The following is a 12,608-nucleotide window of genomic DNA, read 5'->3' on the forward strand; positions in this document are numbered from 1 at the left end:
GGCGCGGGCGTACCGTAGCTTTCGGTGTTGGCCTTATCCAGCAGCGCCATACACTTGAGGTTTTTCTCGCCCACCTCCATGACGATGGGCAGCAGCGCATCCATGCCCCAGTCCTCGCCCACAGCAAAGAGTGCCTTGGCGAAAAAGCGGTTCACTTCCTCGTCGGTATAGCCCAGTACCATGGCGTGATGGGCATACGCCGACATACCACGCACACCGAAAAGGATGAGAGATTTGAGGCTGCGAATATCCTCCTGCGCGTTCCAGAGCAAATTCATATCATAATCATCATTCTGCCCACAGCGAGAGCCGCAGCCAGAGCAGTTTGGTGCCAGTCGTTCCCTTTCCGCGTGCACCTGTTCGATCAACTCGCGAATGGTCTTTTCGTTGAAGTTCACATTAGTGACGGTGGTGAACAGTCCCTCGATCATCAGCCGCCATGTATCGGCATTGACCGGTGTATCGCCGTCCATGGCTCTTGCCAGCCCAATGAGCGCGCCCGTCAGCTCGTCCTGAAGTTCCGCTACATCGGCGGTCTTGCCGCAGACACCAGCCTTACCGGTACAGCCGGTACAACCCGCTGTCTGCTCGCACTGAAAGCAAAACATTTTATGATCCATTATCGTTTTCCTCCTATTTCGGTTCAAATTATGTCCTTTTATCAGAAGCTCACGCCTCCTCGAAGAACTCCTTGCCCACATTGCACAGGTGGCACTCAAAATTCTCCGGCACCTCGCTCCAGGGCGTTCCGGGGGCGATGCCGCCCTCTGGATAACCTGCGCTCTCGTCATATTATCAACCGCAAAGACTGCATATATACTTCATTGTGCTTCTTCCTTCCTTTTTCTAATGATTTTGTTATTCTTCCACCAGCCGGCCGTCCACCGTGACGGTGACCACCTGCCACGGAATGAATTTTCCGCTCTGCTGGAGCGCCTTTTTCGCCGCCAGTTCCAGCCCGTCGCAGTAATCGTCCCGCATGAGCCGCGCCTTGCCGTCCACCATGGCGATGGCGCCCTCGTGACAGGCTGCGGCGCAGGCGCCGCAGCCGTTGCATTTATCTTGATCAATTTCAATGATTCTCCGTTTCATCGCAAGACCCCCTTGCTTTTGTGGTTTGATTATAATAGAATTAAATCAACAAGTCGGTTGAATTTTCAACGAAAGAGGACTTTTTATGAAAGAATTTTTTCCGGTGCTCCACACCGCGGCGCTTTTCTCCGGCATTTCTGACGAGGAGCTTGCCGCCATGCTCTCCTGCCTTGGGGCGAGGATCGACCCCTTCCCCAAAGGCTCCCGCCTGCTCCGCGCCGGGGAGGCGGGGAAGGAGGTGGGTCTTGTGCTGGCGGGCAGCGCCCTCATCGTGCAGGAGGATATCTGGGGAAACCGCAACATCCTCTCCAAGGCCGGGCCGGGGCAGACCTTCGCGGAGGTGTTCGCCTGCGCGCCGGGGGCAGTGCTGAATGTGAGCGTGGAGGCGGAGAACGCGGTGACGGTGATGTTTCTGCATATAAGACGCGTTTTGAGCATGTGCCCCTCCGCCTGCTCCCACCATAGCCGAATCATCCGCAACCTGCTGGGCGAACTGGCAGAGAAGAACCTGCGGCTCAACGAAAAACTCACCCACATGGGTCAGCGCACGACGCGAGCAAAGCTGATGTCCTATTTTTCCGCCGAGGCGCAGCGCCGGGGTGGCTATGAATTCGACATTCCATTCTCCCGCCAGCAGCTTGCGGATTATCTCGGCGTGGAGCGCAGTGGATTGTCGCTGGAGCTTGGAAAAATGCGGGATGAGGGCCTGCTTGACTTTCATAAAAGCCACTTTCTTCTTCAGGCGCCAGAGACGGACGTCCTTCCTCCTTCTGCGCGTTAAGAATCTCCCCTTCAAGCCCCCTTTGGGCGTATCGGCAAGTGCGGATACACCGGGCAGGACGTTGGGCTTTTGCAGGCGTAAGAAGCAGCTACGGTCTGTAGAGATTGGCAGGACAGCGTCAGCTCGTACAATCTGATTTGAAAATGCCCACAGCCGCTTTGGCTGTGGGTATTTTCTGTTTGAACTCTAAAAGCTTTGCAGAACGCAAGGAACCTAATGCCAAATTCAGCATGTCACCAACTATGAGAAAAACATCTTTTAGAGGAAGGTCAAAAGGTTCGACAGGGAAGATGAACAGTGTCCTTTTGCGATGCCGCTTCCGAAAGATTGCGGCTTCGCCCCTTAACGAAGACTTTAAGTTAAATCTGTTATACTGCTGCAGTCCCCTCAAAAATACAGACAGGAGAAAAAATTGACCGTATGATGAAAAAAAGATATCTCGCTATTCCCATTCTTGCAATCGCACTGCATTTTTTGCTATCCAATCTATTATATTTTCTTGTGGAAAGGCTCGTTTTGGATATTTTTCATATCTCCCCGCAGCAATTTATGAAACACTCATATTGGGGCGAGATTTTGATCTACGCTGTTCTTATCCTCGTATTCTTTACGCTCTATAAACTGCTTTGGAGGAAAGATATAAGCGAACCGCGCACAGCGACAAATTTTAACGATGTGCTCGGCAGTCTGGTCGTGGGATTTGGCATTTGCGGGATCTCCGGTCTTTGGATCATGCTGGCAGAACAGCTTCCCTCGCTGCAGAAAAGCGTTGAGGCAATAAACGCTGGTGCTGAAAACATTGCCGGCGGAAATGCATTTGGAACATTTATGATTGCGGTGATTGCTGCACCTGTTGTAGAAGAAATTCTATTCCGCGGCATTGTACTTCGCTCCATGCAGAAATTCATCCCCGTTTGGGCCGCGATTCTAATATCATCTGTACTCTTCGGCGTTTATCACCTGAATATCGTGCAGGCTGCCTATGCCACCTTCATGGGTATTGCCGCAGGAATCCTTTACGAGAAGAAAAAGAACCTGCTGTTTCCCATTCTCGTGCATTTCGCAAACAACCTCATTACTATGCTGCAGGGCTTTGCGCCATCCGAAGTGAATGAACTGATCAGCATTTTTATTCTGATTATGATTGCTCCGGCAGAGTATGTCATCTGCCGTTCACTCAGACAGGGCAAAAGAGCAGATAGCATGTAAGGTTTTTATATAATGTATAAAGCATACAGCGGCACAGAGCAACTCTCTGTGCCGCTGTCAGGCTGTCGCGAAACTACAGTTTCGCCGACAAGCAGGAACGGACCGTAGGCCGTTCCAAAGTCGTCCAAAAGTTCCCATACGGAAACTTTTTCCCTCTTAAGGTATAAAAACCGGCGCTATCCTTGCGCGGCTTCTCGGCCGCGCTGCGCGGATACACGCTCCCGGTTTTTATGAATTTGCAAAGCAAATTCTATTTAATGCGCGCTGCCGCGCGATATGATAAAATTGGTTCAATACCGACTTTTTTGACAAACTAACAGCGGCACAGAGAGTTGCTCTGTGCCGCTGTTTTTTTATCTTCGTAATAGAATCAGCATGAAAACAGGAACCGGGGCACAGTAAGCAACGCCAAAGCCACGGCATCCCATCTTATCTGTCCAGGTATTTCCACAGGAATCTGGTCCAGTTCCATGGTCGCCGGCCAAGGAAGCGGGTACACACGGTTGAAACGACCGTCCCCAAGCCTACAAAGATATTCAATGACCACAGGGCTTGTGTATGAGGAACACACCCCCTGTGGTCAACATATCCAGGACGAATATCCATTATGACGGCAAAAAGCAGAAGCCACGTCGGCGGATCAAAACCACACCTTTGCAGATACTCGACCACGCGCTCCCTTATCTGCTGTTATGGCAGTCGCCTATGCACTGTGCGGTTCGTTGCATCTTCACATATGCCCTCGGAACAGGTGTTGCTCACATATTCGCGAAGTTTTCCGCAGTAGAGCAGTGTGTGCGGCACTCTAAGGAACTGTATCGGCTGTATGATAGAGGAACGCAGCTGTTCCATGCCGTCAACCCGACTTTTTATGAGAAGCTCTCCGACAAACTCTGAGCAATAATAGCAGTCCTCCTGCTTCCAGACAACATGGAAGTATGCCAGACATAAGCCAATATAGTTGTAACTGTACTTCCTCCTCCGCTTCCACATCACATCGAGCATTTCTTTGAGCTCTGCGTGTTGTTCTTCTGTGACACTCACACTCAGAACCAACACCTTGGTTTCGGAAAAACGCTTGAAGGTACCGGTACGGGGAGACTCTATCACGAAGCCGCCCCAAAACGGATTATAGGGATGCCTGCGGCCAAAAGAGTACATCCTCTCTAAATCTCTGGACAGGCTGATGGAGGCGTGGTTATATTCTGCGCCGGTGATTTGTTTAAGGATCCGGGACAGAAGTGTTCCGGTCTGGCTGATTACGATATACAGCTGTTTATTTTGATTGTTCATATGCGTATCCTCACAAGATTATCCACAGTACCATGCTATTGGCATAAGAGGTGCTGCAGGTCTCGAAGAAGTCCGTTTCGACTATGTTAGCGTTGGTGTGCTGGATGACCCACTTCATGCTCTCCGGTTCGATCTCGAAGCCCAAATACAGTAGTGGACAGCAGAGGCTCATCCAGCAGCTCTTTGCGTATACAACTGCAATTGTTCGACCTTGATTGTATTTTCCCCGCCGCCGCTTCGGAAGCTCTCCATTTCCGAGCTTCTGATACTCACAATAACCTTATCATTGACCTGCAATTCCTCAAAAGAAATCCTTGTAACCTTCTGCGTGGCAAAGTCGCAATAGACCATAGGAGTAGACGAACAGTCTATCAGACATTCTTCACCTAAAGTGTTTTCATCGGCATCGTCTTTTACCGTTATGGTTTGCTTTCCTGTACCAACTTCCGTGATCACTGCATTGACGGTCAGAAGATTGTCATCCTTCAATGAACCGCACCCGGACAGGAAGATAAAGAGAGTCAATAAGCACAGAGCGATTCCGATTCCTCTTACATTTCTATCCAGCAATGTCTTATCCTCCTGTTTTTTGCTGCGGAACTTATCCAATCTATGAAAAAGGCACTTCTTCCGCCCTTTGCGTCAGGCGGGACAATGCACAAACTGCGTACATATAGCCTGCAAGAATCAGCAGTGCCGGCAGCCCGTAAAGCAGCGGCGCCGGGATGATACGCCAAAACAGCTTGAGCACACCGATCTCCGCGCCGTAGGTGAAGAAGTAGTTCGCCTCTGGGCAGAGCGTGAGGCGTAAAAGGAGATTGATAAGGTGCGCGCCTACGGCAAGCAAACCAAAGGTCTTGAGGATCCGCGGGATATTCTTGGGGTCGGGGCGGTAAAAGCCCAGCGTCGCCAGACTCAGGCCGCAGACAACAAGGATTGCGTGGGTCACATAGTAGCCGAAAATTCGTTCATTTCACACGCCGGAACGTCTTTCCGGTCTTCTCCTCAAGGAATCGTTTGAATTCCTCCACCGTCCCGCCGGTAAGAGTACGCTTGTCCAGAGGCTGCGCATAGCGTTTCTTCATCAGTAGGATGATGTAGTCCTGCGACTCAGCCAGTGCGTCGATCAGCTCATAGTGGAACGTGGAGGTGGTGACCGCCGTAACGACGGTATAGGAATCCTCACCGAATGCGACATGATATTCCTTTGTGCCCGCCAGCGCGTTTTTGCGGGCGATCATGCCATTGAATCGGTCCTGAAACAGCAGAACGGACAGCAGCATCACCTCTGTCAGCAGGGAAGTCACCGTCCTGACATCAAGCGCAAAAGGCTCTCCATCGAATGGGATCAGCAGCAATGCGTTGAATACAAAGACGCTCCAGCCGAAGATGGTCCAAACAATGCTTCTCTTTCGCCGCAGCACCCTGCGCATCGCGCGGGCGGCTATGGTCATAGATCGATTTGTGATGTCGCTGTGAATTTCAAATGTCATACATCTTCTCCGTTGTAAGTAATTCTGCAACCGCAGGGCGTTGGGGGCCTTGCAGCTGCCGCCGGACATCGCGGCGGGCGCTCGTTCATCGCATCAGCCGCATCTCATTCTCAAACTGCTCCATCGCCTCCTGCCGGCTGGGAACTTGTGCAAGCGTGCAGGAAAACGACTGGCCGAACAGGGGCTGGGACAGAGTCTCCGCCCAATGCGTCAGCACCTCCGGAGTGAGGGGGCGCTCCTCCCGGAGAAAGATCACCCCGTAATAGGGCGGTACAGACGGGGAAAGCAGCTGTGTCAGCGGGACGCCGCTCCGGACGGAGGCGTTGCAGAAATGCATCTCCGGTGAAAAAAGCGGATAGTACAGCGCCCCGACGAACCAGTCCTGTTCACCGCTTCTGAGCCGCCTTGCCTGCTCCAGAAAGTGCGGATGATCCGGATTATCCGGCTCCACAAACTCACCATCCAGAATGGTCTGGTGAAGGGCAGGGAGGTTATGGAAATCAAAGTGGAAAAAGGGCGCCTTTCCTGCCTCGTCCTCGGAAAGAGAAAACTCCGCCGCATGGAAAGGTTCCCAGTCCTTACAGCAGCGGTAATAGCCCCACCAGTAGTTCCAGTCATAAATATGCAGATATTTTTTTGCTTTGCAGTCCATAGATGTACTCCATTCTGACAATGTGGGCACAAGAGGAAATCACGGGAAACTCTCCGCCCGGCACCAGCAAAGATTCTTTTCATGCCCGTCCTTTTTACAAGAGGGACGCTCAAAGGCGGCGCGGTGATCTTCTTATCTGCTCACCGGAATGGAGATCTCGAAAACGGCACCGGTGTCCCCGTTGCGGGCGCGGATGGTTCCCTTGTGCAGGTGGATGATCTCCCGGGTCAGCGCAAGGCCGATGCCGGATTTTCCGCTCCGCCCCATATAGAAGCGGTCGAAGATGTGCGGCAGGTCCGCTTCGGCGATGCCGTCCCCGTCGTCCTGTATGCGTATCGTCACCTGCCGCCTGTCTGCGCGGCAGGTCAGGCGCAGCTCGCTGCGGGCATATCGCAATCCGTTGGTCAGGATATTCGTGACCGCCCTGCGCATCTGCGTGTCATCGCATTTGACCATGATGGGTTCTTCAGAGAAGTCCGGCGCGATGGTAATGCCGCTGGCAGCGGCTGCCGATTCCACGGCGCGTATGCTGTCGTAGAGCAGCTCCCGAATATCCATCTCGGAAAGGGCAAGCTGCTGCCGCCCCATATCGATTTTCGAGATGTCCAGGAGCTCCTCCACCAGCTCCGTCATGCGGTCGCTCTCCTCCAGGATCACCTCCGCCGCGCTGCCTGTGTCCATCACGCCCGCCTGTATGCCCTCCGCATAGCCCTGTATCGCCATCAGCGGCGTTTTCAGCTCGTGGGAGGCATTCTGGAAGAAGGTCTGCTGCCGCTCCGCCTCCTTCTCAATATCCCTGCCAAACCGGAACCCCAGCAGGCACATGACGGAGGAGATCGCCAGCAGCACCGCAAAGAACGCCCAGTTCAGCGTCACGATATAGCGAGTGATGGGCCCGATGTCTATGTACATGATATAGGCGTACGGCTTTTCCCAATCGTCCTGCTCCTCCTGCACGGACATGAATATCAGGTGATGCTTGTCCGTTTTGAAAGTATAGCATTGGCCCAGCGATAGATCCCGCCCCTTACAGTATTCCAGCAGTTTTTTCTCCAGACGATATGCGTCCCTGTTCCAACCGCTTGATTGATTGGCATTATCCAGCTCTAAAAATACGATGCTTGGCGTAAGGAAGTGCTCCTCCGTGTCATTCCATTCATCGTCAAAAAAGGATCCATCGTCGGTATAGGGGATGGGGCGGTTCTGGTACTGTGCCTCGCTGATGAGCGCCTTTTTTGCCTCACGCACAAAGTGTGCAGGTATGATGAGGTTCACCGCCAGCATGAACAGTGCAAAGAGCAGCAGAGCCGAGCAAAGGATCAGGTACACGATCCGCAGCTTGATGTTTTTCATGTGCGCTCTGCCCCCTTCAGCTTATAGCCAAAGCCCCATATGGTGCTCACGCTGACGGTGCTGCCCGATTGCGTCAGCTTTTTTCGGATACGGCGCAGGGTTTCGTCGGTCACACGGGTCTCCACCTCCGAATCAAAGCCCCACACCGCGCTGAGCAGCTCCTCGCGGGAATAGGCCTTTTCCGGCTGCTTCATCATATAGCTGAGCAGCCGCAGCTCGGTCTGGGTCAGTGCCACGATCGTGCTTCCGCAAAAGACAGCATTTTCCGTAGCGGAATAGCGGAGATCCCCATAGCGCAATTCATCTACTGCCGCCGCTGTTTTCCCCCTGTCCATCTCCACCCGGCGCAGCAGGGCTCTCACCTTCATGAGCAGTATGGTGGGGCGGAAGGGCTTGGTGAGGTAATCGTCGCTGCCCTGACTGATGCCCATGACGTAATCCAGCTCGCTGTCCTTAGCCGTAAGCAGGATAATGGGGATATCGGAAACCGAGCGTAGCTCCCGGCACACGGTAAGTCCGTCCGTGCCGGGCATCATAATGTCCAGTATTACAAGCTCCGCAGGCTCCTGACGAAACGCCTCCAGCAGCGCATCGCCGCTTTCAAAGGAGCGCACGGTATATCCGTCGCTTGCGAGGAAGCTATGGAGCAGCTCCCGGATGCTCTTTTCATCGTCCGCCAAATAGATGGAATGTCCCATACGTCCTCCTTGAAAGCAGCGCCAAATGCTGCGCGTAGGCGCAGCATCGGCATGATGTTGATTTTATACTATCAGAATATCGTCTTTCTGTCAAAAGGGGCAGATGCCGCTTTCGCAGCCGGTGTTGCCCCAGATGGAATCGTACAGCTCGCACAGCCGGCTGTCGATCTCCGCAAGACGGTTGTAGTCGGCGATCAGCGCGTCCTTTTCCGTGTCGGTCAGGAAGGTCAAACTGCGGATGAAAGCGGCTTCATCGTAGTTGTCGAAGTCGTAGTCGTCCGGCAGATTGAAGTACACTTCATCTACCTTGTCCCACAGGTCGGCGTGCTTTTCGCAGACGCGGTCATACTCCTGCTCCAGGGTGTCGATCTCATCCAGTACCTTGGGGTCGGCTTTTTCCAGTGCCTTCTCGTAGAGCGGCATATTGTCGCAGTCGGGCAGCTTCTCATACAGCGCCTCCATTTGGGCGTCCAGCTCGTTCAGCTCCTTGATGTCTGCCAGAAGCGTTTCCTTCTCCGCTTCGGTCAGGGCATTGGTGCTGCGGATAAACGCCGCCTCGTCAAAGTCTGTGAAGTCATAGTCGTCAGGCAGGGCGTTGCAGATTTCGTCCAGCTTTTCCCATAGCGCTGCGTTTCTCTGGAAGATGGCGTCGCTCTTCTCTTCCACCGCCTCAATCTGCTCCCAGATGGCGTCCTCGTTCTCGGTAGCAATTTTAGTAACAGGCTCCATTGGTACGGATGTGGCGGCAAAGGCGGAAGTTGCCGTGCCGACAGTCGATACCACCAACGCCAGTGCCAGTGCAAATCTCCAAATCGTTTTCTTTTTCATGGTATGTTACGCTCCTTTTTTGAAGTATTTGTGGTTGTGTATCAACCTTGTCTGTATCATACCAGAAGCTGCATTGAAATTCTCCCGCGAAAGTGCGGGGAAAGTGTCACAAATTCGTCACAGCGCCTGTGTTATACAATGAACACTCACCCGGTAGCCGACCGATGGGTGTTCGTTTCAATCCATTATGGTGCTGAATTTGCCCGCCCCCGCAAGCACAAAAACATGAGTTTCTGCTCCATGCTTGTTCTTTCTCTGTCTTAATCCTCCGATAGAGTGGGAGGTTCTGGTGGGGTCATATTGAACCCCTCCTCGCACCAGCTTGAACTCCCAGTTATAGCTGTTTTTATTATACCTTAAAGTGAATATCACAGAGCATGGCATCCGCGAAAACATCAATATCAAGGTAAGCCCTCACAGCATCGAGATATTCCTCGTCAGCGGGGAGGACGAGGGTGTAATCGGGCTTTCCCTCGACACGCAGCGTCATGCGGAGCATTTCATCCCGATTTTCATCCCGCCAAGGCTCTGCCGGCGAAAGATAGCTGCGGTCGATTGCCATATCCGGCGTCAGCAAGCTGCGGACGTTGGGAATAAAGGCACTGTACCGAGCGTAGTTGTGCCCCTGCGGGTCAATAAGGAAACCGTCCGTTCCCTCCGCGTCGAAGATGAGCAGGCAGTGCCTGGCGTCCTCATCACGCTGGACAGCGTTTTGGTTCTCTGCGATGAAATCATAGTCAGCCAGCAGTGCGCGGCTGAACTGCCTGAACCGCGGGCTTGGCAGCTCGATGACCTTATCCACGGCACAGGATTCTGCCTCGCATCCTGTCTGCTTACACTTCAGTTCTGCTTGAATGATCACATCATCCCTCCCATCTCCATGCGGCTGCTCTGACCACTGTTCATCACTTCCTCCATACTGTAACAACCCTTATAGGCGATGTAACCCCGGTCGGTGAACATCCCGTCCTCCGCGTTTATGCGCTCCGTGCCGCACTTTTCATAGTCATAAAAATCATCCAGGTTTTCGTCATAGTCAAAGCGACCGGACTGCCGGATCATATACTTGCCGTACTCCTGCGGCGTATGCGCACCGGGGGCGAAGTCAAAGAGGTCGAGGTGTTCTGCAAGGTTTTTGATCTGTGCCGCGGACTTTGGCTCTGCCAGCATGACCACAGCGCCCAACTTTCCCACATCTGCTTTTGATAACCCATCCGTTGCCTCTGCCAGTTCATTGAGGTCGGAGAAAGTTTCGTACTCCATATCGAGAAGGACATCCATCTCATTGGGGAGCTGGCTATCCTCCAGCCGCTTGGCGAGGTAATTCAGCTCCTCCACATTGACCGTGAGCATCTCTGCGCGCTTGAGGACAGCGTAGAAGCTGTCGATCTTCTCCACCTTGCAGTCCGTCTTGAGCGCGTCGCCAATCTCCAACGCCGCCAGCAGCTCCATGCAGTGCGCGTACTGGTCGCGGGGGATGGAGAACAGGAGGGTCACCACGCCGTATTCCGGGTGGCTGGGATTACTGAGAACCACTTGAATCATCATTTTTGTTTTCCTCCGATCCGTGATTTTGTTCATTCTGGTCCGCAGGCAGGTATCTTCACTCTGCCAACAGATGAAGCCATGCCCTGGATAGGGGCAGCCGGTGCATCGCTCAAAAAGTGTGCAAGCGTGAATCTCCGGCGGATCGCGGGGATAATCTGGAGCAAAGACTGGGGCATACCAATGGCCCAATGAGCTTTTTCGGTTGATCTGTGGCATTTCATTTCCTCCAATATAAAAAGTGGCCGGAGTCTTATTACTAAAACTCCAGCCACTGCCATGTCGTATTACATTGTCTGCTCCTACGAGGAGTGTTCCAGCGCTTTCTCTTGTCTCCGGACGCGCTCGTCCAGATCTGGCACGCATATCTCAATCTGTTGCTGGATGCTACAAATCAAATCTTCCTGCGCTTCAGTGAGTTCAAAAAAATCGCTGTCCATGGAGTCGGCACAGCAGCGATAAATCTCGATCATCTGCTCTGTGGTGAAAAGCTGTTCCTTTGGGATAAGCCCAGAGCGTGTGGCGAAGTCCTGCTTGGCAGCATCGTAGTTCTCCATGAAGTAGTGCCCGTGTACCACGCCCGTGCGGTCATAGTCCCAATCCCATGTGACGAATTGAACGCCGTATTTGCTTGGAGTACCCGCCAGCACCGTGCCGCCAAAGTCAGCGAGGATGCGGTAGTCTCCATCCAGTCCGCTGGCTTTGAGCTGCGGGGCGGCTTCCATAGCAGTCATATACTCCAGCGTCTTCGCGGCGATGTCCTCGACGCGATATAGGGCATCCTCTGCCTAGGGCGTGTCTACATCCTCTCGCCGATAGAACACGCTGCCCTTGCCGGTAATGCGGCAGAGGGGTGTGCCGTTCCAAAGGACGGGCAACTGCTCCCCCTCCACCGGCAGGGTTCCAAAACCAGCACGATGCAGAGAAATACGGACTTCTTCAAGGTAGCGGAGCTGACGGCTTGTGTTTTGGGTGTCCATGTAAACGATCCTCCTGTTGTAAAAAATAAGGCCGGAGAGGTCTTCTCCGGCCTCAGCCTGTAGAAAAAGTCTGTCTTAGCAATCACGCCAAGGCAGGCTTTTTCGTTTGAAAAGGAAAAAATAGCAGCCAAGAAAAATAATCGGCCGGAAAAATCCTTCTCCGCCTCTTCCCTGGAGAAGGATTTTTCCGTTTCCATTTCCAAGTGGCCAGTTTTTTCAAATTCATGGCAGCAAATTTAAGCTTCACCCAGTTGGTAACCTGAGCCAAGCCTCTGTACTGCGTATAGCGCATACCGTGCTTTTCTTTTGCATCGGCAAACACACGCTCAATTTTTTGTTGTCTTAGCTTGTAGATATCCCTGTACAAAGGTGTGTGTCGTACATCCTCAGCCATCTCCACAAAGTGCTGCAGATATGCCTTGTAACGGTTTTTTCGCACTTGGCATTTTGTGTACACATCGCTTTTGTTGGGCAGTCTGCACACAGATAAGAGCGGCTTTTATATTCGCGGTAGCCATCGCGGTTCGTGGTAGAATAATGCAGCGCCTTGTATTCCGGACAAATCACATCGTCAAAGTATTCATCGTAAACATACATATACCAAGGATGGTTGCCGTCTTTGATTTTGGGGCGTGTATAGGCAGAAGTCAGAACTCTGCCACTTTCAAAGATTCTTTTGCAGAT

15 protein-coding genes and 3 pseudogenes are annotated in these 12,608 nt (G+C 52.7%); 2 read left to right on the top strand and 16 right to left on the bottom strand.

Going from position 1 to position 12,608, the window contains the following annotated elements:
* The 3 genes and pseudogenes from PGS25_RS14920 to PGS25_RS14930 form a co-directional block, all read right to left on the bottom strand.
* Positions 1–620: pseudogene (locus tag PGS25_RS14920) on the bottom strand (hydroxylamine reductase); the annotation flags it as partial.
* Between the two features lie 49 nt (positions 621–669).
* A pseudogene (locus tag PGS25_RS14925) lies at positions 670–780 on the bottom strand (rubredoxin); the annotation flags it as partial.
* Between the two features lie 78 nt (positions 781–858).
* Positions 859–1,092 (bottom strand): ATP-binding protein, encoded by a 234-nt coding sequence (locus tag PGS25_RS14930; RefSeq protein ID WP_270419327.1) that lies wholly within the window; start codon positions 1,090–1,092, stop codon positions 859–861.
* Positions 1,093–1,177: 85 nt separating this feature from the next.
* Between PGS25_RS14930 and PGS25_RS14935 the strand changes: the two genes are divergently transcribed.
* Together PGS25_RS14935 and PGS25_RS14940 are read left to right on the top strand one after the other, a co-directional pair.
* Positions 1,178–1,873, top strand: a complete 696-nt coding sequence (locus tag PGS25_RS14935) for a Crp/Fnr family transcriptional regulator (RefSeq protein ID WP_270419328.1) — start codon at positions 1,178–1,180, stop codon at positions 1,871–1,873.
* Between the two features lie 420 nt (positions 1,874–2,293).
* Entirely contained in the window at positions 2,294–3,082 is a 789-nt protein-coding gene (locus PGS25_RS14940; protein WP_270419330.1) for a CPBP family intramembrane glutamic endopeptidase, read from the top strand.
* Between the two features lie 690 nt (positions 3,083–3,772).
* Here the strand turns inward: PGS25_RS14940 and PGS25_RS14945 are convergent.
* The 13 genes and pseudogenes from PGS25_RS14945 to PGS25_RS15805 all read right to left on the bottom strand — a co-directional run bounded on the left by PGS25_RS14945 (position 3,773) and on the right by PGS25_RS15805 (position 12,521).
* Positions 3,773–4,375 (bottom strand): hypothetical protein, encoded by a 603-nt coding sequence (locus PGS25_RS14945; RefSeq protein WP_270419332.1) that lies wholly within the window; start codon positions 4,373–4,375, stop codon positions 3,773–3,775.
* A gap of 168 nt (positions 4,376–4,543) precedes the next feature.
* Positions 4,544–4,945 carry a hypothetical protein gene (locus PGS25_RS14955; RefSeq protein ID WP_270419334.1) on the bottom strand — a complete coding sequence of 134 codons (402 nt, stop codon included), beginning with the start codon at positions 4,943–4,945 and terminating at the stop codon, positions 4,544–4,546.
* Positions 4,946–4,985: 40 nt separating this feature from the next.
* Positions 4,986–5,339: a TMEM164 family acyltransferase gene (locus PGS25_RS14960; RefSeq protein WP_270419344.1), complete on the bottom strand. Its 354-nt coding sequence runs from the start codon at positions 5,337–5,339 to the stop codon at positions 4,986–4,988.
* A 4-nt stretch (positions 5,340–5,343) separates the two neighbouring features.
* Positions 5,344–5,868: a YcxB family protein gene (locus PGS25_RS14965; RefSeq protein ID WP_158575205.1), complete on the bottom strand. Its 525-nt coding sequence runs from the start codon at positions 5,866–5,868 to the stop codon at positions 5,344–5,346.
* An 85-nt stretch (positions 5,869–5,953) separates the two neighbouring features.
* Positions 5,954–6,520, bottom strand: coding sequence for a hypothetical protein (locus PGS25_RS14970; RefSeq protein ID WP_270385928.1), 567 nt, complete (start codon positions 6,518–6,520; stop codon positions 5,954–5,956).
* Positions 6,521–6,652: 132 nt separating this feature from the next.
* Positions 6,653–7,873: a sensor histidine kinase gene (locus tag PGS25_RS14975; protein ID WP_270419336.1), complete on the bottom strand. Its 1,221-nt coding sequence runs from the start codon at positions 7,871–7,873 to the stop codon at positions 6,653–6,655.
* The gene (locus tag PGS25_RS14980; RefSeq protein ID WP_118361954.1) at positions 7,870–8,571 is read right to left on the bottom strand and encodes a response regulator transcription factor; all 702 of its coding nucleotides are present in this window, start codon (positions 8,569–8,571) and stop codon (positions 7,870–7,872) included. Before PGS25_RS14980 ends, PGS25_RS14975 begins: the two co-directional genes overlap by 4 nt.
* A 90-nt stretch (positions 8,572–8,661) precedes the next feature.
* Entirely contained in the window at positions 8,662–9,399 is a 738-nt protein-coding gene (locus PGS25_RS14985) for a hypothetical protein (RefSeq protein WP_270419338.1), read from the bottom strand.
* A 349-nt stretch (positions 9,400–9,748) separates the two neighbouring features.
* On the bottom strand, positions 9,749–10,261 hold the full coding sequence (locus tag PGS25_RS14990; protein ID WP_270419340.1) for a DUF6329 domain-containing protein: 513 nt from the start codon (positions 10,259–10,261) through the stop codon (positions 9,749–9,751).
* Entirely contained in the window at positions 10,258–10,947 is a 690-nt protein-coding gene (locus PGS25_RS14995) for an antirestriction protein ArdA (RefSeq protein ID WP_270419341.1), read from the bottom strand. Before PGS25_RS14995 ends, PGS25_RS14990 begins: the two co-directional genes overlap by 4 nt.
* Before the next feature lie 299 nt (positions 10,948–11,246).
* Entirely contained in the window at positions 11,247–11,678 is a 432-nt protein-coding gene (locus PGS25_RS15000) for a hypothetical protein (RefSeq protein WP_270419342.1), read from the bottom strand.
* Positions 11,679–11,732: 54 nt separating this feature from the next.
* The gene (locus PGS25_RS15005) at positions 11,733–11,924 is read right to left on the bottom strand and encodes a hypothetical protein (protein WP_118480798.1); all 192 of its coding nucleotides are present in this window, start codon (positions 11,922–11,924) and stop codon (positions 11,733–11,735) included.
* Between the two features lie 82 nt (positions 11,925–12,006).
* Positions 12,007–12,521: pseudogene (locus PGS25_RS15805) on the bottom strand (transposase).
* Positions 12,522–12,608: the final 87 nt, after the last annotated feature.

The sequence above is a fragment of the Butyricicoccus sp. AM78-15b2TA genome, assembly GCF_027665985.1.
GTDB lineage: Bacteria > Bacillota > Clostridia > Oscillospirales > Butyricicoccaceae > Agathobaculum > Agathobaculum butyriciproducens.

Bases quoted from the DNA above. Each gene is read 5' to 3' on its own strand.
- PGS25_RS15005 (WP_118480798.1), bottom strand. From the start codon at position 11,924: ATGGACACCCAAAACACAAGCCGTCAGCTCCGCTACCTTGAAGAAGTC.
- PGS25_RS14940 (WP_270419330.1), top strand. From the start codon at position 2,294: ATGATGAAAAAAAGATATCTCGCTATTCCCATTCTTGCAATCGCACTG.
- PGS25_RS15000 (WP_270419342.1), bottom strand. From the start codon at position 11,678: ATGACTGCTATGGAAGCCGCCCCGCAGCTCAAAGCCAGCGGACTGGAT.
- PGS25_RS14970 (WP_270385928.1), bottom strand. From the start codon at position 6,520: ATGGACTGCAAAGCAAAAAAATATCTGCATATTTATGACTGGAACTAC.
- PGS25_RS14985 (WP_270419338.1), bottom strand. From the start codon at position 9,399: ATGAAAAAGAAAACGATTTGGAGATTTGCACTGGCACTGGCGTTGGTG.
- PGS25_RS14965 (WP_158575205.1), bottom strand. From the start codon at position 5,868: ATGACATTTGAAATTCACAGCGACATCACAAATCGATCTATGACCATA.
- PGS25_RS14980 (WP_118361954.1), bottom strand. From the start codon at position 8,571: ATGGGACATTCCATCTATTTGGCGGACGATGAAAAGAGCATCCGGGAG.
- PGS25_RS14935 (WP_270419328.1), top strand. From the start codon at position 1,178: ATGAAAGAATTTTTTCCGGTGCTCCACACCGCGGCGCTTTTCTCCGGC.
- PGS25_RS14975 (WP_270419336.1), bottom strand. From the start codon at position 7,873: ATGAAAAACATCAAGCTGCGGATCGTGTACCTGATCCTTTGCTCGGCT.
- PGS25_RS14995 (WP_270419341.1), bottom strand. From the start codon at position 10,947: ATGATGATTCAAGTGGTTCTCAGTAATCCCAGCCACCCGGAATACGGC.
- PGS25_RS14945 (WP_270419332.1), bottom strand. From the start codon at position 4,375: ATGAACAATCAAAATAAACAGCTGTATATCGTAATCAGCCAGACCGGA.
- PGS25_RS14930 (WP_270419327.1), bottom strand. From the start codon at position 1,092: ATGAAACGGAGAATCATTGAAATTGATCAAGATAAATGCAACGGCTGC.